The organism is Micrococcus sp. GPGPB33, from assembly GCF_037853785.1.
Lineage (GTDB): Bacteria > Actinomycetota > Actinomycetes > Actinomycetales > Micrococcaceae > Micrococcus > Micrococcus luteus.
Genome location: NZ_JAQMWO010000002.1, coordinates 926,928 through 951,527, shown reverse-complemented (window position 1 = coordinate 951,527; position 24,600 = coordinate 926,928). Strand labels below are relative to the sequence as shown.

Here is a 24,600-nt window from a genome sequence, read left to right as displayed (position 1 = left end):
CCTCAGCCCCGCAGACCCCCGAGCACCACGCCCGTGACGGCGTCGATCATCTGGCCCGGTCCCTGCTGGCCGGGGGCGCCGCGATCCGGCCGGTACCAGTCGACGATCGAGTTGATCATGCCGAGCGCCAGGCGGGCGAGGTTGCGCGGGCTCACGTCGGAGCGCACCGCCCCCGCGGCCTGGGCTGCCTCGAGCAGGTCGCCCAGACGCCGGGTGATCTCGCGCCGGCGTTCGACGGCGGCCACCTCGACCGCCGAGTTCCCGCGCAGGCGCAGCAGCAGGGTCACCTCGGGCTGCTTCTCCGCCAGCACCCCGAGCGTGCCGCGGATGGCCGCCTCGACCTGCGCGCCGGCGTCGTCCCCGCTGGCCACCACATCGTCCAGGCACGCCTCGAGGGCGTCGAGCGCCTCCGTCACCGCGTGGTCGAGGATCGCCTCCTTGGACTCCACGTGGTGGTAGATCGCGGACTTGGAGATGCCCAGGTGGGTGGCGAGCATGCCCATGGACGTCGCCTCGTAGCCGTGCCGGTTGAAAAGCTCGACGCACTCGGCCAGCAGCGTCTGCCGGTCATAGCCGGGCCGGCCGCGGCGCGGGGTGGGGCTGCTCTGGGGCACGGGGCTCCTTCGGGGGCGGGCGGACGCCGACGACGACGACGGTGCACCGGTCCACTCTACCGGGCACGCCGGCGTCGGGTTCGGCCGCGGGGACGGGATCAGGCCTGGTCGCGCAGGTCGTAGATGCGCTTGAGCTTGCCGGAGGAGCGGGCGAGGGTCTCCGGCTCCACCACGTTGATCACGCACGAGGAGCCGATCTTCGTCTTGATCTCCATGCGCAGGTGCGCGGCGCAGGCCTGGGCCTCCTCGAGGGTCGCATGATCGCGGCGCTCGATGTTCACGGCCATCTGGTCCATGCGGTCCGGGCGGGTGATCTCGAGGGTGAAGTGCGGCGACAGGGCCGGCTCCTTGAGGGCCAGCTCCTCGATCTGCGACGGGAACAGGTTCACACCGCGCAGGATGATCATGTCGTCCGAGCGGCCGGTGATGCGGCCCATGCGGCGGTGGCCCGGGTGCGTGGTGCCCGGCAGCAGGCGGGTGAGGTCGTGGGTGCGGTACCGGATGATCGGCAGCGCCTGCTTGGTGAGCGAGGTGAAGACGAGCTCGCCGTGGCGGCCGGTCTCGAGGACCTCGTCCGTGAGCGGGTCGATGATCTCGGGGCGGAAGTGGTCCTCCCAGATGTGGGAGCCGTCCTTGGTGGCCGCGGACTCGCCGGCCACGCCCGGGCCCATGACCTCGGAGAGGCCGTAGATGTCCAGGGCGTCGAGGTCGAAGGTCTGCTCGATCTCGCGGCGCATCTCCTCGGTCCACGGCTCGGCGCCGAGGATCGCGACCTCGAGGGAGGACTCGCGGGGGTCCAGGCCGAGCTTCTTGAAGCCGTCCGCAATGGTCAGCAGGTAGGTGGGCGTGGAGAGGATGGCGCGCGGCTGGAAGTCGGTGATCAGCTGCACCTGCTTCTCCGTCTGCCCGCCGGACATCGGGATCACGGCCGCCCCGATGCGCTCGGCGCCGTAGTGGGCGCCGAGGCCGCCGGTGAACAGGCCGTAGCCGTACGCGTTGTGCACGCGGTCACCGGGGCGGATGCCGCCGGCGCGGAAGCAGCGGGCGACGAGGGTGGCCCACGTGGCCAGGTCGTCGTCGGTATAGCCGACCACGGTGGGCTGGCCGGTGGTGCCGGAGGAGGCGTGGATGCGACGCAGCTCGGGGCCCGTGGCGGCGAAGGCGCCGAACGGGTAGCTCTTCCGCAGGAACTCCTTGTCCGTGTACGGGAACTTGGCGAGGTCCCCGAGCTCCGTGAAGTCCGAGGGGTGGACGCCGTGCGCGTCGAAGTGCTCCCGATACGCGGGCACGTTCTCGTAGGCGTGGTGCAGGGTCCAGCGGAGGCGTTCGAACTGGAGCGCCTCGATCTGGTCCCGGCTCATCGTCTCCTCGGGGTCCGGGGCCCCGCGGTCGGCGGGGGCGGGCAGGGGTGCCGGCGTGTACGGGTTGGGGATCGAGGCCTCGAGCATGGCGTTCTCCTGGGGATGCGGGGTCGGGCGGCGGTCGACGACGGCGGCGCACCGGCGGGTGCGTCCGCCGGTCAGCGTCCGGGGGCGGGGATGGTGCGGGAGCGGCCGCGGAAGGCGGCCACCGGGGTGCCGTCGTCGGTGGTGACGGTGATGTCATAGACGGCCGAGCGGCCGGCGGCGGCGACCAGGCGGCCCTCCGCGACGAGGGTCTGCCCGGCGCGGGTGGCCGCGAGGAAGTTGACGTCCACGCCGGAGGCCACGGTGAGGGTGGAGCCGTCCGAGGCGGGGTCGTTGCAGGACAGCGCGAAGCATGTGTCCGCGAACGCGAAGACGGCGCCGCCGTGGGCCAGGCCGAAGCCGTTGTGCTGGTCCTCGGTGAGCGTCATCCGGATGCGCGCGTGGTCCTTCTCGGCGGCCTCGAGGGTGACGCCGAGCCACCGTGCCACGCGGTCCTCCGCGAGCATGGGGTGGTGGGCGGTCTCGGTCATGGGCGGGCCTCCCTGCCGGCACGGGCGCGCCGGCGCGGCGGCGCAGAGAATTACTGAACGATCATTAGGTAACTCTCTGGATGTGACCCACGTCAAGTCCGGTCCGGTGTGTGACGCGCGCCGCCCCCCGCCGTCATGCCGTGGGAGCGGGGCACACCGGGGGACCTGTGCGCGGCCCCCGCCTATCGTGTCCGCGGCGCCTGTCTAGGGTGACCGCATGGTGACCTTCGCGCCGGACCGCGCCTCCTTCATGCTCAGCCCCTCGGACATCACCGCCGCCGCCACGTGTACCTATGGGTGGCTGCGCGGGACGGTGGACCCCGCGCTCGGACGTGCCCCGCGGATCGGCGCGGAGGACGCGTTCCTCGAGCGGGTCTCCCGCCTCGGGGACGAGCACGAGTCTCGCGTGCTCGCGCGCCTCGAGGCGGAGCACGGCGCGGACCAGGTGGTCCGGCTCGCCCGCCCGGAGCGCTACACGCCCGAGGGTGTGCGGGCCGCCCGCGAGCGCACCGCGGCGGCGTTGGCCGCGCGCCCCGCCGTCGTGTTCCAGGGGATGCTGCACGACGGCGCGTTCGGCGGCCTGGCCGACTTCCTCGTGCTCCGCACGGACGAGGAGCACCCCGAGGGCGCGTACGAGGTGGTGGACACGAAGCTGGCCCGGCATGCGCGCGTGACGGCGCTGCTGCAGATCGCCGCGTACGCAGACCTGCTGGACGGCATGGACGTGCCGCGGGCGCGGCAGGGCAGCCTGTGGCTCGGGGACGGTTCCCGGCACGTCGCGGACCTGGACGAGGTGATCCCGGTGTACCGGCACCAGCGCGCCCGGCTGGAGGCGCTGCTGCAGGATCACGTGGCCGCCGGGGAGCCCACTCGCTGGGGCGACGACCGCCTGAGCGTCTGCGGCGCATGCGAGGCGTGCGAGGAGGCCGTCGCCGAGCACCGGGACGTGCTGCTCACGGCGGGGGCCACGCGGTTGCAGCGCACCCGGCTGCGCGAGGCCGGCATCACGACCATCGAGCAGCTCGCGGTGTCCGTCGCACCGCCGGAGGGCATGGCCCGCCGCACGTGGGAGGCGCTGCGGGAACAGGCGGCGATCCAGCTGGAGCCGGCCGGGGCGGACGGGCTGCCGCCGCATCGGATCGTGGACCCGCGCGCCGTGGCGGGGCTGCCCGCGCCGGACGCCGGAGACGTCTTCTTCGACTTCGAGGGGGACCCGCTGTGGGTCTCCGCGGACGGGAGCATGGAGGGCCTCGAGTACCTGTGGGGCTGGGTCGAGGCGCCGGGTGGGGACACCGCGCGCACCGCCTCGGCCGACTTCCGGTTCACGGGTCTGTGGGCGGACACCCGTGCCGCCGAGCGGGCGGCGCTCGAGCAGTTCGTGGCGTTCGTGGAGGCGCGACGCGCGGCCCACCCGGGGATGCGGATCTACCACTACGCCGCGTACGAGGTCACCGCGCTGAAACGCCTGACCGTGCGCCACGGTGTGGGCGAGCGCGAGCTGGACGACTGGCTGCGCGCGGGGCTGTTCGTGGACCTCTACTCCACGGTCCGCGCCGCCCTGCGGGCCGGTGTGCCGAGCTACTCCATCAAGAAGCTGGAGCCCCTCTACATGGGGGCGGAGCACCGGGCGGAGGACGGCGTCACGACGGCGGCGGACAGCGTCACCGAGTACCACCGGTACGTCGCCGCGATGGAGGCCGGGGACACCGAGGTCGCGAGGGCGATCCGCGCCGACATCGAGGACTACAACCGGTACGACTGCGTCTCCACGGCGCGGCTGCGGGACTGGCTGCGGGCGCAGGTCGAGCCCGAGGAGGCCGCCGTCGCGGAGCGTCCCGTCGACGACGCCGCGACCGGGAACGAGCCGCTGGTCGAGGCCGCGCCGTCGGTCCAAGAGCAGGACGCGGCCCTCGCCGCCTCGCTGCAGGCGCTGGCGGGCGCCGAGAGGGACGAGGCGGGTGGGACGGGGGCCCCGGAGGCGGAGCTCGACGGCGGGCGGCGCGGTATCGCCCTGCTGGCCGCGGGGCTGGGCTACTTCGCCAGGGAGAACAAGCCGCTGTGGTGGGCTATGTTCGATCGGGCCGTGTCCGCCCCGGACGAGTGGCAGGAGCCGCGCGCGAACCTGGTGTTCGACACCGTCGAGTCGGTGGGTGCGTGGGAACGGCCCACCCCGCGGAGCAACCCCGCCCGGACGCTGACCGTGACCGGGCGCCTCGAGCCGGGCACCGAGGTCCGGCCGCGTCGGAACAGCCAGGAGAGGTTCAAGCTCAACGCCCTGTACGAGCAGCCGCCGCGCTGGGCGGAGCTGGCCCCCAACGCCGTCCGCTGGCAGAGCCGATCGCCCGTGGACGTGACCGAGGTGGAGGAGATCGCACCGGGCCGGTTCCGCGTCAGCCTGCTGCAGCGCCTCAGCACCAAGTACGAGCCGGAACCGCACGCGGAGGTGCCCATGGCGGTCTTCCACCTCAACTACGTCCGGCCCGGTGGCCTCCTCGAACGCATCCGGGAGCAGGCCGCCGAGGCCGCCCGCCGCGGCCGACTGCCGGACGGAGCGGTGTTCGACATCCTGGCGCGCCGTGCCCCGCGCACCGCGGGCCGGACCCTCGCCGCGATCGGGGCGGACGTACGAGACGGCCGGCGGGACGGCGTCGGGGGCCTGGTCGAGGCGGTCGAGTCCGCACGCGGCTCCTACGTGGCCGTGCAGGGCCCTCCCGGCACCGGCAAGACGTACGTGGGCAGCCGCGCGGTGAAGGAGCTCCTGGACCGGGGCTGGACGGTCGGCGTCACCGCCCAGTCCCACGCGGTGGTGGAGAACTTCCTCGACCAGCTGATCGGCGTCGGCGTGGACCCCGACCGCGTGGGCAAGGAGCCCAAGGACCCGGACGGACCGCACCGCTGGACGTCCCTGGGCTCATCGGAGGTCCATGCCTTCCTGGCACCGGGCCGGGTCCTGGGCGGCACCGCGTGGACCTTCGCGAACGCCGCGGCCCAGCCGGTCGACCTCCTGGTGGTGGACGAGGCAGGGCAGCTCTCCCTCGCGCACCTCCTGGGCGCGAGCGCCCTGGCCGAGACGGTGCTGCTGCTGGGTGACCCGCAGCAGCTCCCCCAGGTCAGCAGGGGCGAGCACCCCCAGCCCATCGGCGACGCGGCCCTGACCTGGATCGCGGAGGGCGCCCCCGTGCTCCGCGCCGAGCGCGGCTTCTTCCTGGACACCTCGTGGCGCATGCACTCGGCGCTCACCCGCGCGGTCTCCGAGCTCTCCTACGCCGGCCGGCTCGGCGCACGGGAGGAGGTCACGGACGCCCGCCGCCTCGACGGCGTGGAGCCCGGGCTGCACCCGTGGCCGGTCTCCCACACGGGCAACGCGGTGTCCTCGCCGGAGGAGGCCGCGGCCGTCGTCGAGATCATCCGGTCACTGCTCGGCCGCACCTGGTCCACCGGCCCGGACGACCCCGGCCGACCGCTCGAGCCGTCCGACGTGATCGTGGTGGCCCCGTACAACGCGCAGGTCGCCACGGTCCGGGAGACGCTCGACGCCGCCGGTCTCGAGGGCACCACCGTCGGCACCGTGGACAAGTTCCAGGGCCGGGAGGCCGCCGTCGCGATCCTGACGATGGCGGCGTCCTCACCGCAGGAGGTGCCGCGCGGGCTGGACTTCCTCCTGAACCGGAACCGGCTCAACGTGTCGATCTCGCGCGGACAGTGGGCCGCCTACCTCGTCCACTCCCCCGCCCTCGCGGACGCGCTGCCCACCAGCCCCGAGGACCTGCCGATGATCGGCGCGTTCCTGCGGCTCGTGCACCGCTGACTCAGTCGGCGGCACCCTGGCGCAGCACGAACCGCTGCAGCTTGCCGGAGGGGGTCTTGGGCAGCCGGTCCACGAAGTGCACCCGGCGCGGGTAGGCGTGCTTGGAGTACTCGTCGCGGACCTTCGCCTGCAGCTCGGCCGCCAGGGCGTCCGGGTCCGCGACGGCCCCGGCGGGCACCACGAACGCCACGACCTCCTCGCCGCGCACCCCCTCCGGGTCCGGCAGGCCGACGACGGCGACCTCCTGCACCCGCGGGTGGTCGATGAGCACGGACTCCACGTCGAACGGGCCGATCCGGTACCCGGCGGCGAGGATCACGTCGTCGTCCCGGGAGGAGAAGAAGAACCAGCCGTCGTCGTCCTGCCGGGCGGTGTCCCCGGTCAGGTACCAGCGCCCGTCCGGGGTGAAGCGCTCCGCGGTCTTCTCCGGCTCCCCGAGGTAGCCGGGGAACCAGAACAGGGGCGAGGCCGCGTCGATCGCGATCTGCCCGTCCCGGATCTCGGCGGCGATCCCCGGCAGGGGCACACCCATCGAACCCGGGCGGGGCGGCGCGGCCAGCTCGGGGTGCGCAGGGGTGCAGATGACCATGCCCAGCTCGGTCTGGCCGTAGTGGTCGCGGATCTCCGTGCCGAGGGCCGCCCGGCCCCACTCGAGCACGGACGGCGGCAGCGGCTCCCCCGCCGTGGACACGCGCCGCAGCCGCAGCGGGGCGTCCTCGGTGACCTCCCCGGCCTTGGCCAGCGCGCGGAACATCGTGGGGGCGCCGGCGAGGTTCGTGACGTCCTGCGAGCTGATCACCTCGACCATGGTCGCCGGGGAGAAGGCGCCGCGGTACTGCACCGAGGTCGCCCCGAGCACCAGCGTGCCGACGATCCCGTAGTACAGCCCGTACGCCCAGCCGTGGTCGGCCGCGTTCCAGAACAGGTCCTCGGGGCGCAGGTCCACCGCGCACGTGAGGTAGACGGAGAACGCGGCGGCCGCGCGCAGCGGCACAGGCACCCCCTTGGGGCGGCCGGTGGTGCCGGAGGTGAACAGCAGGGCGATCGGCCCGTCCCCGCCGACGGCGACGTCCTCGGCCAGCGGCGCGGAGTCCGCGAGCGCGTCCCACTCCGGGCCGGTGCGGATGATCTCGATGCCCGGGATGTCCGTGAGCTTCTCGGCCTGGCGGGGTTCGGCGACGACAAGCCGCGCCGCCGCGCCCTCGATGCGCATCCGGGCGGCGCCCGCGGCGAACGCGGTGAACAGCGGCACGTGCACGGCGCCGAGCCGCCACAGGGCCAGCAGCGTGATGACGAGCTCCTCCCGTTTGGACATCATCACGGGGACCCGGTCGCCGCGCGTGACGCCGCGGGCGGCGAGGCCGGTGGCGAGGCGACGCGAGCGGTCGGCCAGCTCGCCGAAGGTGAGGTCGACGGCGGACATGTCCTCCGCCACGAACCGGAACGCCACCGCGTCGGCCGGCCAGCGGTCGCAGAGCAGGTGGGCGGCGCAGGCGTCCGGGGTCTCGACGTCGGCGACCCACCCGGCCATCAGCCGGTCGATCGTCCCGGCCTCGTGGGCCTGCCCGGTCCGTTCCGTCATCTCGGTCTCCTCATCCCTCTCGGCATGCCGACGCCGGGCGACGGCGACGTCAGCCACGGTAGGTCCACCGCGCCCCGGGCCACCGGGCGCGTCCGCATGTTGCACTCGCCACCCCGTCGCGGCTGAGGGCAGGATGGCGCCATGACTGATCTCGATCCCGCCACCCCTCGCCCCTCAGGGACGCGCGCGGACGCCCCGCCCCGGACCGACGTCGCGCTGCGCCCGGTGGCCGCCGACGACGCCGACTTCCTGTGGACCTGGATCCACGGCGCCGAGGACCCCGAGTGGAAGTCGTGGGACGCCCCCTACTTCCACGCCGCGGACACGGCCGCCCCGCCGAGCCGCGCGGACTTCGACGCCGACCACGCGCGCCGGCGCGTCGGCGACCCTGACGTCCGGGTCGTCACGGTGGACGGCACCCCCGTCGGTCTCGTGACCCGCACGGAGCAGCATCCGGCGGGCGCGGGCTGGTGGGAGCTCGGCATCCTGTTGTTCGACCCGACCACGTGGGGCCGCGGCGTCGGGCGGGCGGCGCTCACGCTGTGGTCGGACGCGTCGTTCGCGGAGACGGACGCGCACCTGCTGAGCCTGGTCACGTGGTCCGGCAACGCGCGGATGATCGCGTCGGCGGTCCGCGTCGGGTACACCGAGGTCGCCCGCATCCCCGAGGCGCGCTCCTGGGAGGGCCGGCGATGGGACTCGGTGCAACTCGCGGTGCTGCGGCGAGACTGGTGGCCGGCGTCGACGGACGGCTGAGGACGGACCCGGCCCTCGCCTTCGTCGGGCGTCCGCGGCGCCTGCCAGAATGGGGGCCATGACCTCACAGCCCGCGTCCACCGCCCACCGCCGTTCCCTCGCCGAGGCCGGCATCGCCCTCGGCCCCCTGGACGGCCGCTACCGTGCGGCGGTGGAGCCGCTTGTGGAGCACCTGTCCGAGGCGGCGCTGAACCGCAACCGCATCCACGTGGAGGTCGAGTGGTTCATCCACCTGGCCGAGCACCGTGTGCTGCCGGGTCTCGAGCCGCTCACGGCCGAGCAGCAGGCGGGCCTGCGGGCGATCGTCACGGACTTCGACGCGGAGTCCGTGGCCGAGCTGGCGGCCACCGAGAAGGTCACGGTGCACGACGTGAAGGCCGTCGAGTACTTCATCGCCGACCGCCTCGAGGGGCTGGGTCTGGGCCGGCTGAAGCCGCTCGTGCACTTCGCGTGCACCTCCGAGGACATCAACAACCTCGCCTACGCGGTGGGCGTGCGCGACGCCGTCGAGCAGGTCTGGCTGCCGGCCGCCCGCGCCGCCGTGGCCACCGTCTCCGCGATGGCCGCCGAGGCCGCCGAGACCCCCATGCTCTCCCGCACGCACGGCCAGCCGGCCACGCCCACCACGCTGGGCAAGGAGATGGCCGTGTTCGTGCACCGTCTGACCCGCCAGACCCGGCGCATCGCCGGCCAGGAGTACCTGGGCAAGATCAACGGCGCCACCGGCACCTACGCCGCCCACCTCGCCGCCGCCCCGGACGCGGACTGGCCGGCCCTGTCCCGGTCCTTCGTGGAGCACCTCGGCCTCACCTGGAACCCGCTGACCACCCAGATCGAGTCCCACGACTGGCAGGCGGAGCTGTACGCCGACGTCGCGCGCTTCAACCGGATCCTCCACGGCTTCTGCGTGGACGTGTGGAGCTACATCTCCATCGGCTACTTCGCGCAGATCCCCGTGGCCGGTGCGACCGGCTCCTCCACCATGCCGCACAAGGTGAACCCGATCCGCTTCGAGAACGCCGAGGCCAACCTCGAGCTCTCCTGCGCCCTGCTCGACTCGCTGGGCGCCACCCTCGTGGAGTCCCGTTGGCAGCGCGACCTCACGGACTCGACGTCGCAGCGCAACATCGGCGTGGCCCTCGGCCACTCGGTGCTCGCCCTGACCAACGTCACCAAGGGCATGGGCCAGCTCCAGGTCGCCGCGCCCGTACTGGCGGAGGACCTCGACACGAACTGGGAGGTGCTCGGCGAGGCCGTCCAGACCGTGATGCGTGCCGAGGCGATCGCCGGCGTCGAGGGCATGGACAACCCCTACGAGCGCCTCAAGGAGCTGACCCGCGGCCACCGCGTGGACGGGGCGCGCATGCGCGAGTTCGTGCAGGGCCTCGGCCTGTCGGAGGCGGCCCAGGCGCGCCTGCTGGAGCTGACCCCGGCCGGGTACACCGGCGTGGCGGCGGAGCTGGCCAAGGAGTTCGGCCCCGCGCAGGACTGACCCGGGCCGCCTGACGGGGGACGATGGGCGGGTGCTGCTTCCACTTCTCCCCGTGTGGCTGCTGTCCGCCGCCCCCAAGGACCCCGCCGAACTCGAACGGGACGTGCCCGAGCCGATCGACGCGCACGGCGAGCTCGCCGACGCGATCACCGCGGCGATCACCGCCGTGGATCTCGTGGGCGTGTTCTTCTTCGCGATCTCGGGCGCGGTGCTCGCCGTGCGCAAGGGCTACGACATCGTCGGCTCCCTGCTGCTGGCCCTCATGGTGGGCACGGGCGGCGGCGTCGTCCGTGACCTCGTGGTCGGACGGGACGTGCCCGCGGCCTTCGACAACCCCTGGTACCTGATCCTGCCGGCGGTCGCGTCGCTGGCGGTGTTCCTCCGGATCTTCGACGGCGAGCGCGGCCACCACGCCGTCATGGCCTTCGACGCCATCGGCCTGGCCGTGTACTGCGTGGTGGGCACGCGCATCGCCCTGCTCGCCGGCCTGAGCCCGGTCGCCGCCGCAGTGCTGGGCCTGGTGACCGCCGTCGGCGGCGGCATCCTGCGCGACGTCGTCGCCGGGGAACCGCCCGCCGTGTTCGGCGGGCGCGGCTGGTACGCGCTGCCGGCCATCCTCGGCGCGGGCACGACGGCGGCCCTCGGTCAGGCGGAGCTCCTGAACCCGCTGACCTCGGCGGCGGTGATGGTGCTCGTGCTGGTGCTGCGCGTGGTGTCGCTGCGCAGGGAGTGGCTCGCCCCGGGGGCCGAGATCTCGGGGGTGACCCAGCGCCAGCGCCTGGATCCGCACGACGAGCCGCCCGTGCCGGACATCCGCGACCGCAAGGGCAGGGACGGGCCGCCCGCCGACCCCGGTGAGGACGGCCCCCCGGCGAACGAGGAGACGCCCGGAACCGACGAAGACGTCACACCTCCGGGGACACCCGGGTGAACAAACGAGCCACCGCGCGGGCCGCCCGGGACAATGGCCGGTGACCCCCCGGACCCGACGGAAGGAGCCGCCGTGGACGTGCAGCAGTTCTTCGCCACCCTCACCGACGTCCCGTGGCTGCTCACGACCCTGGACCTGATCGGGATCTTCTTCTTCGCCACCTCGGGGGCGCTGCTGGCGGCGCGCAAGCAGTTCGACCTGGTGGGCTCGATGGCGCTGTCCCTGCTGGCGGGCCTGGGCGGCGGCTTCACGCGGGACATCCTGCTGGACCGCGGCCTGCCCGCGTCCCTGGAGAACCCGGTCTACCTGGCCCCGCCCGTGCTGGTGTCCCTGCTCGTGTACGTCAAGGTGATCCACCCGAACCGGCTGAACCTGACCATCACCCTGTTCGACGCCGCCGGTCTCGCCCTGTTCACGGTGTCCGGTGTGCTGCTGGCGCACTCGATGGGCGTGCACCCGGTGTCCACGGTGGTGATCGCGATGGTCACGGCGCTGGGCGGCGGCGTGCTGCGGGACATCGTCGCCAACGAGGTGCCCTCCATCTTCGACCCCCGCGGCGTCTACGTGCTCCCCACGTTCCTGGGCGCGGTGCTGGCGACCGTGGTGGCGATGAACGGCGCGCTCAACGCGTTCACGGGCTTCCTCATCGCGTTCCTGATCTTCGCGGTGCGGATGATCGCCTACCGCTACCAGTGGCGGTTCTTCGGCGCGGAGATCTCCCAGGACAAGGAGTCCCTCGAACGTCTGCGGCGCCTGGCCACGCAGGCGCAGGAGGCGGCCGCGCGCCGGGTGGAGCGCACCCTCGAGCGCCGGCTGCGCCCCCCGGCGCCCCCGCCTTCCCCGACGACGACGCGGACGGGTCCTACGGACCGCGGCAGGAGTACGAGGACCAGGTGCGGGTGGACGACTACGACCCGCAGACCCAGACGATCACCGTCGTCGACCCCGCCTCACACCAGCAGGTGCGCCTGGACCGCGGCACCGGCGTCATGGACGTCACCGACCTGCGCACCGGGCGCACGCGCAGCTTCGACGACCCCGAGCACGACTGGATCGCGGACGACCCGGAGGACCCGAGGGACTGAGGGATGCGGGGGCCCGACGCCGGGCCGGGGCCACGCGCCCCGCGGACAGGTCTATGCTGAGAGTCCATGACCGGCACGCATGAGACCGCCCGCCCCGCCAGCACCACCACGGAGGCCGCGGCCTCCGGCCCCCTCCACCGCGTCGGGTTCGACCGCGCGAAGTACATCGAACTCCAGTCCCAGCACATCCAGGAACGCCGCCGCCAGATCGGCGGGAAGCTGTACCTGGAGATGGGCGGCAAGCTCTTCGACGACCTGCACGCCTCCCGCGTCCTGCCCGGCTTCACCCCGGACAACAAGATCGCGATGCTCGACCGCATCAAGGACGAGACCGAGATCCTGGTGTGCTTCAACGCCAAGGACCTCGAGCGGAACAAGGTCCGCGCGGACCTGGGCATCACGTACGAGGACGACGTCCTGCGCCTCGTGGACGTGTTCCGGGAGCGCGGGTTCCTGGTGGAGCACGTGGTGGTCACGCAGCTGGAGGACGCCAACCACCGCGCGCTGGCGTTCCTCGAGAAGCTCGAGCGGCTCGGCCTGAAGGTGGCCCGCCACCGCGTGATCCCCGGCTACCCCCACGCCATGTCCACGATCGTCTCGGAGCAGGGCTTCGGCGCCAACGAGTGGTCCGAGACCACGCGGGACCTCGTCGTCGTGACGGCCCCCGGCCCGGGCTCCGGCAAGCTGGCGACGTGCCTGAGCCAGGTGTACAACGATCGGCAGCGGGGCATCCCGGCCGGCTACGCGAAGTTCGAGACGTTCCCCATCTGGAACCTGCCGCTCGAGCACCCGGTGAACGCCGCCTACGAGGCCGCCACCGTGGACCTGGACGACATCAACCTGATCGACCCGTTCCACCTGGCCGAGTACGGCGAGCGGGTGACGAGCTACAACCGCGACGTCGAGGTGTTCCCGCTGCTGTCCGCGCTGCTGGAGAAGGTCACGGGCACCACCCCGTACAAGTCCCCCACGGACATGGGCGTGAACATGGCCGGCGCGGCGATCGTGGACGACGAGGTGTGCCAGGAGGCCGCGAAGCAGGAGATCATCCGGCGCTACTACAAGGCTCAGGTCAACGAGGCCCTGGAGGGCGCGGACGACACCGAGTCCGAGCGCGTGGCCCTGGTGATGTCCAAGCTGGGTCTGAGCTCGGAGGACCGCCCGGTGGTGGGTGCCGCACAGTTGGTGGCCGAGCGCACCGGTGAGCCCGGCGCGGCCGTGCAGCTGGCGGACGGCACCCTGGTGACCGGCAAGACCTCGGAGCTGCTGGGCTGCTCCGCCGCGGTGCTGCTTAACGCCCTCAAGGTGCTGGCCGGCATCGAGGACGACGTGCACCTGCTCTCCCCCGCCTCGATCGAGCCGATCCAGACGCTCAAGACCGTGCACCTGGGCTCCAAGAACCCGCGGCTGCACACGGACGAGGTGCTGATCGCGCTGTCCGTGTCCGCGGCGACCGACGAGAACGCGAAGGCGGCCGTCGAGCAGCTGGCGAGCCTCGAGGGCTGCGACGTGCACACGACGACGATCCTCGGCTCCGTGGACGAGGGCATCTTCCGGTCCCTGGGGATGCTCGTGACGAGCGAGCCGAAGTTCCAGAAGAAGGGGCTCTACCGGAAGCGGTGACGGTGGGCCCGGATCTCGAACGCCTCCGTTTGAGATCCGGGCGACTCCCGGGCCGTTTCCGTTCGGGATCCGGACACCTCCGGAAAACTCGCGCCCGCGCCTATCGCGCACGACGACCGTCACACTCGACGCCCACTCCCTCCCTAGCTAGCGGCCCTCGCTTCCTGGTACGCCGAGGTAGGCATCTCGCGATCCAGTGCCCAAGTGATCTGCATCGGCCGTTCTGTGCCCGACCAATCCGCGAACTGCACCGTTCCCAGACACAGATAGGCAGCACCCTCTCCAATCGCATCCCTACCCGACCCTCGAACAAACATTAGGGTGTGCGACTCGCCGTGCTCCTTGCTGAGGTAGCGCTGGCCCGTGGGGGAGCGAGCGGTCGTGACGTTCTGACTCTCCCAGTGGAATGCGGACCGGCTGACGGCAAAGTCGCGGTACATCGTGCTGGGTGAGAACTGCCGAGCATCCTTTTTAAGGGTCACGAGGAGAGCATCGGTGTTGTAGTCCGGGGAGAAGGCCACGCCTTCCCGGTGACTCGACTGCGTGCGCTCCCACGATGAGATGTCCAGGCCGGCCAGAATCTCCGTCCGTCGATAGTGTGCATGGCTACGGAGGGCCGTCGGCTTCCCCAACCGCAGGTGCTCGGGAGCGGTCCGGGCGCTCGACACGACGACGTCGAGCAACTGGTCGACCTCCTCCACGAATGCGGGCAACCCCCGAACCCAGTCGAAAGCTTCGTCGAAATCGGAAAATGGGGCTGGCCCCGCCCCATGCAAGAGGGTGAAATACAGCATGCGCGCGTACTGCTGATCCTGCGGAGTCAGCTCTTCATAGCGTGTATTATTTGTGAGCAACCGGCGGTACGCATCGGCCCGCTCGGCATCGTCCACGTGGCGCAGCGTGATAGCACGGAGGGTCATCCCACGGTCGTCGGGAGTCATGATGACCCCGAGGTGGTTACCCATCGCGAGGTCTTTGACGGTACTCCAGCTCCGTCCCGATTTTCCTGGCCGGTACACGTCCTCCAGCCCACGGCCGGCCTCCTCGAGGTACCGCGCCAGCGCATAGTCGGCAAGTCCGACGCGCGCCGCAGTGGCGTGGTCCCGCACATCCCTGACTAGGTCCGACAGTTTCAAACCCACCTGATTCTTGAGATTGGCCAGGATGTTTTCCTCCGCCACCCGGTCCAACACGATCTGCGATCCCGGCGGGAGGTAGGGGAATCCTGCCTCAACGTCGTCGATCAACTGGCGCCGACCACTGCCCGTCAGCGCGCGCAGTTTGAGGTCGAAACGGAATTCTTTGCGCTGATGGCCCACAAAATCTAGCGCTGTCAGCACGCTCTTGGTGGGAGAGCGGCGGAGCCCTCGTCCGAGCTGCTGGAGGAAGATCGTGGCACTCTGCGTCGGTCGAAGAAAAAGGACCGTGTTGACCTCAGGGATGTCGAGCCCCTCATTGAACACATCGACGCCGAAGAGCACCTTCAGGGTCCCAGCACGGAGGTCTCTGAAGGCAGCGGCTCGTTCTTCTGACCCGGTGTCCCCCACCACCACGGCCGCCGGGACCTTCGCGCGGTTGAACACCTCGGCCATAAAGTGAGCATGGTCCACCGTGGCACAGAACCCCAGGGCCTTCATGGCATCGAGGTCAGATACCTTGTCGCTGAGCGCCGCCAGAATCTTCCGAGCACGGGCCTCGTCGCCGGTGTAGATCCGACCCAGTGCACCCACGTCGTACTGGCCATTACGCCATTCGATTCCTCGAAGGTCGACGTCGTCGTTCACGGCGAAGTAGTGGAAGGGCACAAGAATGTCCGCCTCAAGCGCGTCCCAGAGGCGCATTTCGGAGGCAATGCGTCCTTCAAACAGGTCCTTGACGTTGACCCCATCGGCGCGTTCCGGTGTCGCCGTCAGACCGAGGACCTCGCGTGGCCTGAGATGGCGGAGGAGTGCCTCGTAGGAACTCGCAGAGGCGTGATGAAACTCGTCGATGACGACGACATCGAACAGGTCCGGAGACAACGTGGCGACACCTAGCCGAGCCAAGGACTGAACGGACGCAAACACGTGCTTCCACTGCGACGGATGCTCTCCCCCGACGAACAGCTCCCCGAAGGTGCCGTCGTTCAAAATGGCGCGGTAGGTCTTCCGGGCCTGGCGCAAAATCTCTTCCCGGTGCGCCACAAAGAGAAGAGTTGGGGGCGAACCGGCACGCAGTGCCATGTCCCGGTAGTCAAGGCCAGCTATCACCGTCTTGCCCGTGCCGGTGGCCGCGACGAGCAGGTTGCGGTGATGACCACGCGCGCGCTCAGCGTTGAGGTCATCAAGCATCCTCGCCTGGTGCGGATACGGGTGTACGTCCAGACCGCTGAGGTCGATGCGGTCCCCGCGGTCTGTGAATGATCCCTGTCGCAGTTCGCGGTCGAGGCGCTCGGCGTCCCGCTCCGGGTCGTAGGGCTCAAACGCCGGGTCGGCCCAGTACGTGTCGAACGTGGCCTGGAACTTCCTGACTAGTGATGGAGTCGCGATGGAGGACAACCGGACATTCCACTCCAAACCGTCCAGCATCGCGGCCTTGGATAGGTTGGATGATCCAACGTAAGCCGTGCTCCAGCCACTCTCGCGGTGGAACAGCCATGCCTTTGCATGGAGGCGCGTCGAGGCGGTCGTATAGTTCACGCGCACCTCGCCGCCGAACTCACCCACGATGCGATCCAGTGCTGCCCGTTCGGTCGCCCCCACGTAGGTCGTCGTGATGACGCGGAACGGCACCTGGCGCTCAGCCAAAGAGGCCAACTGTTTCTCTAAAGTGCGCAGCCCGTGCCATTTCACGAACGCGCACAACAGATCGACGCGGTCGGCCGAGGCTAGTTGTTGTGGGTCATGAGGTTCTTGCCACGGGGTACGGGCTGAGATGAGACGAGTGGGCCTCTCCCGCAGGATGGAAGTTCCTACACCACCGACCTGCCCGAGAAGACCCACTCATGACTCACGCTAACGCACCCCTGACCCCCACTGGCCGACTCAGGATGGTCCACCGCCACCTGCACGACGGGATCCCGCAGGCACACGTGGCCGCCGAGTTCCGGGTGAGCCGGCCCACGGTGGCCACCTGGGTCGCCCGCTACCGCGCCCAGGGAGAAGCCGGCCTTCAGGACCTGCCCAGCCGGCCGCACCGTTCACCTGCCCAGCTCGATCCGGTCCTGGTCGCCCAGATCCACGCCCTGCGGCGGGAGCGCAAGTGGTCCGCACGGCGCATCCATCACCACCTCGTCTCCGAGGGCCACCGGGTGTGTCTTCGTACCGTGGGACGGTGGCTGCACCGACTCGGGATCTCCCGCCTACGGGACCTGACCCCGGCCGGAGAAGACCTGCGCCAACGACCCCAGAAGATCACCGCGAGAGGGCCGGGGCACATGGTGCACCTGGATGTGAAGAAGATCGGGAAGATCCCAGACGGGGGCGGTTGGCGCACCCACGGACGTGAAAGTGAAGCAGGCCGTGCTTCCAAGCGTGGTGCAGGCCGGCGGGTCGGCTACACCTACCTGCACTCGGCGATCGACGGGTTCACCCGGCTGGCCTACACCGAAGCGTTGGAGGACGAGCGGGCGGCCACGACCGTGAGCTTCTACTGCCGGGCGAGGGCGTTCTTCGCCGCCCACGGCATCACCGTGGACCGGGTGATCACGGACAACGGAAACAACTACCGGGCTGCGGACTTCACCGCGAAGGTGGTCTCGCTCGGGGGCCGGCATCACCGGATCCGGCCCTACACCCCGCGCCATAACGGGAAGGTGGAGAGGTACAACCGGCTGATGGTCGATGAGGTCATCTACGCCCGCCCCTACACCTCAGAGCAGGCTCGGCGTGAGGCCCTGGCGGTGTGGGTGAACCACTACAACTACCATCGGCCTCATACCTCCTGCGGGGACGCCCCGCCAACCTCGTTGGCACCGGCCCGAGTCAACAACGTCATGCCCTCCTACAGCTAGTTCGTCGCGAATCTCAGCGCCGATGCTGGGTTCCCCCACCGCGTTCGTCAGCAAGGCAACCTCGGAGAGAGGCGTCGCCGGCCGGGCCAGTCGCTCCTTGACGGGCGATGCGGCAGGTCGGATCTCCTGGAGCGTCCGCAGTCGTCCCGGTCGTCCGGGCTCTGAGACCGGAAGATCAGGCGCATAGTCCGCCCCCAAGGCTGCGATGACGCGTTGTACCAGCTCGACCTGCTTCTCCGGCGTTTTCGCCTGCGTCAGCGCATGCCGAAGCAGACCGCCGACATGAACGGCAAGTTGATGGGGCAAAGCAGTGTCACTGAGTGGTTCAAACCCCGGCTCGAGATTCTGCGCGGCGGCCAGCTGCTGCCGCACGTGCAGGGTTTCTACCTGCTCATATGTTCCCGCGGGCAGCCTAAGAAGACGCCCTGCGACCGCTTCGTCGTTAGTGCTCACGGTGCTGATTCTGACACCTGTAAGCGGCCATGAAAAGCTGCCCATAGGTGGCCAGGGAATGACCCGCTGACGGCCATGAGGACTGCCCAGTGATGGCCACGGGAACTGCCCGGTGCTGGCCATCTGGTTTGCCCGCGTTGCTCGTTGCCCGCCGCGTCGTGAGCCGGCGGGGGCCTCCTCCCCGGGTTGGATATCGGTGTCGAATCGAATCCAGCGAGGAAGAGGCCCTGAATGAAGGATGCCGCAGAAACCATGAAAATACTCAGTGCCTATGACCTGACCAAGTCATTGCGGGGCGCCGCCGAGCTGGCCGGTTGCTCCCATCACACCGTGGCCCGGCTGGTGCGGGCCCGCGACGCCGGCCAGACCCCTGGATCCGGAGCCAGCCGCCCGAAGGTCACCGATGTCTGGCTGCCCAAGATCGAGGAATGGGTCGAGGCCTCCACGGGCAGGATCCGCGCCGATGTCGTGCACGCCAAGCTCACCGCAATGGGCTACACCGGCTCTGAGCGCTCCACCCGGCGGGCGGTGGCCGAGGTGAAGGCCGCCTGGCGGGCCGGGAAGCGCCGGGTGCACCGGCCCTGGATCACCGAGCCGGGCGCATGGCTGCAGTACGACTTCGGCGATGGGCCGGCGATCGACGGGGCCAAGACGGTGCTGTTCGTGGCCTGGCTGGCCTGGTCCCGCTACCGGATCGTCATCGCCCTGCGTGATAGGACGGCTCCGAGTGTGTTCGCCGCCCTGGACCGGTGCTTCCGGCTGATCGGGGGCGCGCCGACCTATGTGCTGACGGATAACGAGAAGACAGTGACGGTCTCTCATGTGGCCGGGGTGCCGGTGCGTAACCAGGCCACCGTGGCGTTCGCTCGGCATTACGGCGTGGAGGTGCTGACCTGCCAGCCAGCGGATCCGGCCGCCAAGGGCGGGGTGGAGAACGCGGTGAAGCTGGCCAAGGCCGACCTGGTCCCGAAGGACACCAACCTGCGGGACCAGTACGCCTCGTTCGCTGAGCTCGAGGCCGCCTGCGCGGGGTTCATGGCCATGGTGAACTCCCGGGAGCACCGGGTGACCCGGCGCCGCCCGGACCACATGCTCGCCGAGGAGACCAGCGCGTTGCATCGGATCCCCGCCACGGCGCACACCGTGGCCTACGGGGTGGGACGGAAGGTGCCGGAGAACACGCCGATGGTCTCCTTCGAAAACGCCCAGTACTCGGTGCCCGCGCACCTGCTCGGGGCCGAGGTGTTCGTGCGCCATCACGGCACCGGACCGGACTCGATGGTGGTGATCATGCACGCCGGTGCGCAGGGGCCGGTGGAGGTCGCCCGGCACCGGGTGGCCCGGCCCGGGTCCCCGGCCATCGACGACGCGCACTTCCCCGGCCACGAGACGGACAAGGTGCCCGGGGACTACACCCCGGTGCCCCGTTCGGCGGCGGAGGCCGAGTTCCTGGCCATCGGGGCCGGAGCGAGGACCTGGCTGGTGGAGGCCGCCGCGGCCGGCACCAGCCGGATCGGTCAGAAGATGGCCGAGGCCGTCACCCTGGCCAAGCTCGCCGGCACCGACCAGGTCGACCGCGCCCTCGGGGTGGCCGCGGTGCACCAGCGCTTCGCCCACGGCGACCTGGCCTCCCTGCTCACCGCCGCCGGCCACCGCACCGGGATGCACACCGCCACCGAGGAACGGTCCCTGACCCAGGGCACCGCCGGCTGGGCCGGCCTCGGTACCTCCAACACCGAGGGGGCAGCCCGGTGAGCATCCACACCCCGAACACCGCCGCACCGGCGCTGCCGGCCGATTTGGAGGCGCTGTTGCGGCAGCTGAAGATGCCCCACGCCCGCGGTATCGCCGCCGAGGTACTGGCCACCGCCCGGGCCCAACGCTGGGAGCCGGCCGAGGTCCTCAAGGCCCTGCTGGTCGAGGAGACCACCGGTCGGGCCCGATCCATGCTCGCCGCCCGGCGCAAGGCCGCCGGGTTCCCCACCGGCAAGACCTTCACGACCTGGGATCCGGGCGCCTCCTCGATCCCGGCCCCGACCCAGCAGTCCCTGCGCACCCTGGAATGGCTCTCGCGCAGAGAGAACCTCGTGGTCTGCGGGCCCTCCGGCACCGGCAAGACCTTCTTCCTCGAGGCCCTGGGCCAGCAGGCCGTGGAGGAGGGCAAGCGGGTGGCCTGGTTCACCCTGGAGGACCTCGGGGCGATGATCCGGGCCCACCGGCCCGATGACACCATCACCAAAGCCGTCGCCCGAATCCTGCGCGCCGACCTGATCGTCATCGACGACATCGGCCTGCTGCCGGTCGCCGACGATGCCGCCGAGGGCCTCTACCGCATCGTGGACGCCGCCTACGAGAAACGCTCCGTAGCGATCAGCTCGAACCTGCACCCGGCCGGCTTCGACGAGCTGATGCCCAAGACCCTGGCCACCGCCACCGTGGACCGGCTCCTGCACCACGCCCACGTGTGCCAGACCACCGGAGACTCCGTACGGATGACCCAGGCAATGGCCGGGAAGGGAGTCATGCCACTGAACTGATCCCATCACGGTGGCCAGCACCACCACCCAAACGGGCAAACCAGCTGGCCACCAGTGGGCAGTTCTGATGGCCACCAGCGGGAAGAAACACTGGCCGCCTATGGGCAGAACTCAATGGCCCTTGACAGACACCCCACCCGGGCACGTGGAGGAGTTCCCAAAGACGACCGATGAGTACTGCCCAGTGTGAGCCGCCCCCTTCATTCGGTCCGGACGTTCTGTGAGTCGTCGGTTTCCATTTGATGGGTGCACTGCCGAGCGTACTCGGCTGGGGTTAGGTAGCCGAGCGAGGAGTGCCGGCGGTGGTAGTTGTACTCGTCCTTCCAGTCGCCGATGATGACCTGTGCGTGCAGCAGCGAGTAGAAGCTGTTGATGTTGAGGCACTCGTCGCGGATCCGGCTGTTGAACGACTCGACGTACCCGTTGCGCCACGGCGAGCCCGGAGGGATGTAGGACAGGCCGGTGCGGGTGCCGGCCCAGTCGGCCATCGCCTCGCTGATGAACTCCGGCCCGTTGTCCGACCTGAGCACCGCCGGGGCGCCCCGGGCGGCGACGAGGTCCTCGAGGTGGGCGGTGAGTCGGTCGGCGGTAATCGAGCGCTCCACGAGCCCGCCGATGCACTCCCGGGTGTGTTCGTCGACGATCGAGCAGATCTTGATCGGTCGTCCGTGCTCGTCGGCGTCGAACTGGAAGTCCACCGCCCACACCACGTTCGGCGCGTCCGCCGTCGGCGCGTCGACGGTCGAGGACCCGACGCGCTTGCGTCGACGCCGCTGCGGGACCCGGAGCCCTTCGTCACGCCACAGGCGTTGGATCTTCTTGTGGTTCACCACCCACCCCTCGGCGCGGGCGTCGTGATACGCCCGCCGATACCCGTAGCGGGGATGGTCCTTCGCCCAGGCGCGCAGCCACTGCCTGAGCGCCCGATCCGGGTCCGTGACCGTGTCGCCCTTGAGCGGTCGCCGGTACGCGGAGCGGCTCAGCCCGACCAGACGGCACGCCATCCGTTCGCTCACCCGCAACTTGCCCTTGAGGTGATCGACGGCGGCGCGGCGCCTGTCCGGGCTTAGAAGTTTCCCTCAGCCAGCTCCTTGAGCGCGGCCTTCTCCAGCTCCGCTTCCGCGAGCAGACGCTTCAGGGTCGCGTTCTGCTTCTCCAGCTCCTTCAGGCGCTTTGCGTCGTCGGCCTTGAGGCCGCCGTACTGGTTCCGCCACCGGTAGTACGTCTGCTCGGACACCCCGAGCTCCCGGCACACCGCCGCGACGTCCTGACCATCGGCGAGCATCCTGTCGGCCTGCCCGAGCTTACGGACGACCTGCTCGGGGGTGTGACGCTTCCTGCTGTTCGTCATGATCTGACCAGTCTCCCTGCCCGCGACCGCGGGCAACAGGACGACTCTCATAACGACTGGACCTACGAAACGGGGTCAGCCCAAGTGGCCTGCGCCGCCGCGCGCGCTCGACCGCGCCGCGCGGCACCTCGAAGGAGCTCGTCGGCGGCCGGGCCGCCAGCACGGCGTGCACAGCGCGTTCCCCCAGGATGCGCAGCATCCGACGCACCTCCCCGACCCACGGCAGCACCTCGAGGCAGCCGCCCCACGTCCGGCCAGTCACGGCACGCCGCGGCCCGGCCCAGCGCCACGGTGAGGCGCCAGCGCCGACGCCGTGCGCGCCGTCGTCGTGCGGGCCCGGCACCGGCTCGCGCGTCCCGAACTCGGTGAGCGCCCGCGGGTCCAGCCAGTCGACGCCGTGGTCCTCCGACTCCCCCGGCTCCGTGATCTCCAGCCGCCCTCCCGTCAGCAGGGCGGCCCGCAGGGACGCGGCGTGCACCTCATCCACAGCCGGTCCCGGCCCCAGGTGCACCTGGGTGGAGCCTCCGTAGAAGCTCGCCACGCCGTTCGCCCACAGCCACTGGTGGAGGTTGGTGTTGTCGCTGTAGCCGAGGAACGGCTTGGGGTCCGCGCGCACTGCGTCCGCGTCCAGGTGGCCGATCACGGTGATCTGGTCCTCCCCGCCCACCGTGGCGATCACCGCACGGATCTCCGGGTCCGCGAACGCCGCGTTCAGGTCCCGCGCCCGGTCCTTGGCGCTCGCCCCGAGCTGCCGGGTGGTGGGGTACTCGACCGGCACCAGTCCGGTCACCTCGGCCAGGCGGCGCATCGCCTGCTCGTGCATCGCGGGCGCGAAGCCGGGAGCCGCGAACGACGGCGAGACGACGGCGATCCTGTCGCCCGGCTGGGCCTTGGGCGGGTGGACGAGCGGCTGAGTCATACCGGGAGCGTAGCGAGAGGCCACCTGTCCGTCGTTCCTCTCACTCAGACCAGACGACCCGCGCCCAGACCGCCCGGCGCCCCTCACCCCTGACGCAGCTCGCGGCGCAGGATCTTGCCCGTGGCGTTCTTCGGCAGCCCGTCCAGGACGGTCACCTCCCGCGGCCGCTTGTAGCGGGCCAGCCGCTCGGCCGCGAACGCCCGGAGCTCCTCCCCCGTGACGGCGCTGCCCGGGGCCAGCGAGACGAAGGCGGCGATCTCTTCGCCCAGCCGCTCGTCCGGCACACCCACCACGGCGGCCTCGACCACGTCCGGGTGCTCGTAGAGGACCTCCTCCACCTCGCGGGGGTACACGTTCATGCCGCCGCGGATGATCACGTCCTTGAGCCGGTCCACGATCATCACGTACCCGGCCTCGTCCCGGCGGGCGATGTCCCCGGTGCGGAACCAGCCGTCCTCGTCGAACGCCGCCTCCGTGTCCTCCGGGCGGCCCCAGTAGCCGGCCATGATGCCCTCGCCCCGGATGCGCAGCTCACCGGAGGCCTCGAGGTCCTCCTCGGGCACCTCGGCGCCGTCCATCGCGACGATCCGGAACTCGAAGCCGTCCACCGGCCGGCCCACGGTGCCCGGACGGGTCGGCGCGTCCACGGGGTTGAAGAAGCACGCGCCCGCGTTCTCGGACAGCCCGTAGCCCTCGAACACGGGCACGCCGTACAGCTTCTCCGCCGCGCGCAGCGTCTCCACCGGCAGGCTCGCACCGCCGGAGAGGGGCATGCGCAGCCTCGAGAAGTCCGCCGCCTCGAACCGCGGCATCAGGGACAGGGCGGACCCGGCGAACACCGCCCCGTTGAGCACCACCGAAAGCCCGAACACGTGGAACATCGGCAGCGCCGCGAACACGACGTCGTCCGGGCCGAGCCGGCCCAGGCCGGTCGCCGTCGCCATGGCGTTGGAACGCAGGTTCGTGTGCGTCAGCCGGGCACCCTTGGGCCGCCCCGTAGTGCCCGAGGTGTAGAGCAGGACGGCGTCGTCGTCGGGGTCCCGCAGGGTGATCTCCGTGACCGGGGCGATGCCCTCGGCGGCGCACTCCCGCCCGACCGCTTCGAGGTCCAGGGTGACCACCTCGACGTCGACGTTCCCGGCCGCCTCGTCCACGGCCGGCAGCCCGGGCATGGCCCAGAGCATGCGCGCCCCGGAGTCCTCGAGGAAGTACTCCAGCTCACGGGCGGTGAACAGCGGGTTGAGCGGCACCATCACCGCGCCCAGACGCATGAGCGCCTCGTAGACCGCCACGAAGGCCGGGACGTTGGGCAACATCTGGCACCGGATCGCCTCCGACCGCGAGAACGTCGTGCATCTCGTCCGGCAGGCCGACGACGCCGGCCCGCCCGTTCCGGGAACGCCTGCGCTCGGTATGGGCGCACTTTGCAGGCTCAGAGCGACCGCACGCGTTCCAGGTCCGCCGGCGCTCACCCCGCGAGCTCACCCCGCCCGCTCCCGGGCGCCCCCGCCCCCGGACGCGC

At 70.9% G+C, this 24,600-nt stretch carries 18 protein-coding genes; 10 read left to right on the top strand and 8 right to left on the bottom strand.

Annotation, left to right across the window (positions count from 1 at the left end):
• Nucleotides 1-2 precede the first annotated feature (2 nt).
• From POD19_RS04590 to POD19_RS04580, 3 genes are all read right to left on the bottom strand, one after another.
• The gene (locus POD19_RS04590; protein ID WP_070708798.1) at nt 3-614 is read right to left on the bottom strand and encodes a TetR/AcrR family transcriptional regulator; all 612 of its coding nucleotides are present in this window, start codon (nt 612-614) and stop codon (nt 3-5) included.
• A gap of 98 nt (nt 615-712) precedes the next feature.
• The gene (locus tag POD19_RS04585; protein ID WP_070708797.1) at nt 713-2,062 is read right to left on the bottom strand and encodes a phenylacetate--CoA ligase family protein; all 1,350 of its coding nucleotides are present in this window, start codon (nt 2,060-2,062) and stop codon (nt 713-715) included.
• A gap of 71 nt (nt 2,063-2,133) precedes the next feature.
• A complete protein-coding gene (locus POD19_RS04580; protein ID WP_070708796.1) occupies nt 2,134-2,550 on the bottom strand; it encodes a PaaI family thioesterase in 417 nt (138 codons plus the stop codon).
• A 217-nt stretch (nt 2,551-2,767) separates the two neighbouring features.
• Between POD19_RS04580 and POD19_RS04575 the strand changes: the two genes are divergently transcribed.
• Entirely contained in the window at nt 2,768-6,358 is a 3,591-nt protein-coding gene (locus POD19_RS04575) for a TM0106 family RecB-like putative nuclease (RefSeq protein WP_070708499.1), read from the top strand.
• Between the two features lies 1 nt (nt 6,359).
• Here the strand turns inward: POD19_RS04575 and POD19_RS04570 are convergent, their stop codons facing one another.
• Nucleotides 6,360-7,940: an AMP-binding protein gene (locus POD19_RS04570; RefSeq protein ID WP_340309350.1), complete on the bottom strand. Its 1,581-nt coding sequence runs from the start codon at nt 7,938-7,940 to the stop codon at nt 6,360-6,362.
• Between the two features lie 141 nt (nt 7,941-8,081).
• Between POD19_RS04570 and POD19_RS04565 the strand changes: the two genes are divergently transcribed.
• The 5 genes from POD19_RS04565 (at nt 8,082) to POD19_RS04545 (ending at nt 13,827) form a co-directional block, all read left to right on the top strand.
• Nucleotides 8,082-8,696, top strand: a complete 615-nt coding sequence (locus POD19_RS04565; protein ID WP_010080080.1) for a GNAT family N-acetyltransferase — start codon at nt 8,082-8,084, stop codon at nt 8,694-8,696.
• Nucleotides 8,697-8,754: 58 nt separating this feature from the next.
• Nucleotides 8,755-10,188 (top strand): adenylosuccinate lyase, encoded by a 1,434-nt coding sequence (gene purB / locus POD19_RS04560; RefSeq protein ID WP_070708497.1) that lies wholly within the window; start codon nt 8,755-8,757, stop codon nt 10,186-10,188.
• Nucleotides 10,189-10,240: 52 nt separating this feature from the next.
• Nucleotides 10,241-11,119, top strand: a complete 879-nt coding sequence (locus tag POD19_RS04555; protein ID WP_236601159.1) for a trimeric intracellular cation channel family protein — start codon at nt 10,241-10,243, stop codon at nt 11,117-11,119.
• A 72-nt stretch (nt 11,120-11,191) separates the two neighbouring features.
• The gene (locus POD19_RS04550; RefSeq protein ID WP_340309349.1) at nt 11,192-12,274 is read left to right on the top strand and encodes a trimeric intracellular cation channel family protein; all 1,083 of its coding nucleotides are present in this window, start codon (nt 11,192-11,194) and stop codon (nt 12,272-12,274) included.
• Nucleotides 12,271-13,827: a DUF1846 domain-containing protein gene (locus POD19_RS04545; protein ID WP_002858124.1), complete on the top strand. Its 1,557-nt coding sequence runs from the start codon at nt 12,271-12,273 to the stop codon at nt 13,825-13,827. The genes POD19_RS04550 and POD19_RS04545 overlap by 4 nt, the downstream gene beginning before the upstream one ends.
• 143 nt (nt 13,828-13,970) lie before the next feature.
• Here POD19_RS04545 and POD19_RS04540 read toward each other — a convergent pair whose 3' ends face one another.
• On the bottom strand, nt 13,971-16,742 hold the full coding sequence (locus POD19_RS04540; RefSeq protein ID WP_412943420.1) for a DUF3427 domain-containing protein: 2,772 nt from the start codon (nt 16,740-16,742) through the stop codon (nt 13,971-13,973).
• 68 nt (nt 16,743-16,810) lie between these two features.
• Between POD19_RS04540 and POD19_RS04535 the strand changes: the two genes are divergently transcribed.
• The 4 genes from POD19_RS04535 (at nt 16,811) to istB (ending at nt 20,808) form a co-directional block, all read left to right on the top strand.
• The gene (locus POD19_RS04535; protein ID WP_136940118.1) at nt 16,811-17,818 is read left to right on the top strand and encodes an IS481 family transposase; all 1,008 of its coding nucleotides are present in this window, start codon (nt 16,811-16,813) and stop codon (nt 17,816-17,818) included.
• A 213-nt stretch (nt 17,819-18,031) separates the two neighbouring features.
• Entirely contained in the window at nt 18,032-18,304 is a 273-nt protein-coding gene (locus tag POD19_RS04530) for a hypothetical protein (protein WP_340309348.1), read from the top strand.
• A 198-nt stretch (nt 18,305-18,502) separates the two neighbouring features.
• On the top strand, nt 18,503-20,026 hold the full coding sequence (locus POD19_RS04525) for an IS21-like element ISMlu14 family transposase (protein ID WP_031943827.1): 1,524 nt from the start codon (nt 18,503-18,505) through the stop codon (nt 20,024-20,026).
• The gene (gene istB / locus POD19_RS04520) at nt 20,023-20,808 is read left to right on the top strand and encodes an IS21-like element helper ATPase IstB (RefSeq protein WP_010078636.1); all 786 of its coding nucleotides are present in this window, start codon (nt 20,023-20,025) and stop codon (nt 20,806-20,808) included. Before POD19_RS04525 ends, istB begins: the two co-directional genes overlap by 4 nt.
• 200 nt (nt 20,809-21,008) lie before the next feature.
• Here the strand turns inward: istB and POD19_RS04515 are convergent.
• The 3 genes from POD19_RS04515 to POD19_RS04505 form a co-directional block, all read right to left on the bottom strand.
• A protein-coding gene (locus POD19_RS04515; RefSeq protein ID WP_340309347.1) for an IS3 family transposase occupies nt 21,009-22,159 on the bottom strand; the annotation gives its coding sequence in 2 pieces (ribosomal slippage) (nt 21,009-21,889 and nt 21,889-22,159; 1,152 coding nt in all).
• Nucleotides 22,113-23,078 carry an LD-carboxypeptidase gene (locus POD19_RS04510; protein ID WP_340309346.1) on the bottom strand — a complete coding sequence of 322 codons (966 nt, stop codon included), beginning with the start codon at nt 23,076-23,078 and terminating at the stop codon, nt 22,113-22,115. The genes POD19_RS04515 and POD19_RS04510 overlap by 47 nt, the downstream gene beginning before the upstream one ends.
• 83 nt (nt 23,079-23,161) lie before the next feature.
• The gene (locus POD19_RS04505) at nt 23,162-24,394 is read right to left on the bottom strand and encodes an AMP-binding protein (RefSeq protein ID WP_240756417.1); all 1,233 of its coding nucleotides are present in this window, start codon (nt 24,392-24,394) and stop codon (nt 23,162-23,164) included.
• Nucleotides 24,395-24,600: the final 206 nt, after the last annotated feature.

Excerpts from the sequence above, each read along its gene's own strand:
- POD19_RS04585 (WP_070708797.1), bottom strand. The coding sequence starts at position 2,062 with ATGCTCGAGGCCTCGATCCCCAACCCGTACACGCCGGCACCCCTGCCC.
- POD19_RS04580 (WP_070708796.1), bottom strand. The coding sequence starts at position 2,550 with ATGACCGAGACCGCCCACCACCCCATGCTCGCGGAGGACCGCGTGGCA.
- POD19_RS04575 (WP_070708499.1), top strand. The coding sequence starts at position 2,768 with ATGGTGACCTTCGCGCCGGACCGCGCCTCCTTCATGCTCAGCCCCTCG.
- POD19_RS04570 (WP_340309350.1), bottom strand. The coding sequence starts at position 7,940 with ATGACGGAACGGACCGGGCAGGCCCACGAGGCCGGGACGATCGACCGG.
- POD19_RS04565 (WP_010080080.1), top strand. The coding sequence starts at position 8,082 with ATGACTGATCTCGATCCCGCCACCCCTCGCCCCTCAGGGACGCGCGCG.
- purB (WP_070708497.1), top strand. The coding sequence starts at position 8,755 with ATGACCTCACAGCCCGCGTCCACCGCCCACCGCCGTTCCCTCGCCGAG.
- POD19_RS04545 (WP_002858124.1), top strand. The coding sequence starts at position 12,271 with ATGACCGGCACGCATGAGACCGCCCGCCCCGCCAGCACCACCACGGAG.
- POD19_RS04535 (WP_136940118.1), top strand. The coding sequence starts at position 16,811 with ATGACTCACGCTAACGCACCCCTGACCCCCACTGGCCGACTCAGGATG.
- POD19_RS04525 (WP_031943827.1), top strand. The coding sequence starts at position 18,503 with ATGAAGGATGCCGCAGAAACCATGAAAATACTCAGTGCCTATGACCTG.
- POD19_RS04510 (WP_340309346.1), bottom strand. The coding sequence starts at position 23,078 with ATGACTCAGCCGCTCGTCCACCCGCCCAAGGCCCAGCCGGGCGACAGG.
- POD19_RS04505 (WP_240756417.1), bottom strand. The coding sequence starts at position 24,394 with ATGTTGCCCAACGTCCCGGCCTTCGTGGCGGTCTACGAGGCGCTCATG.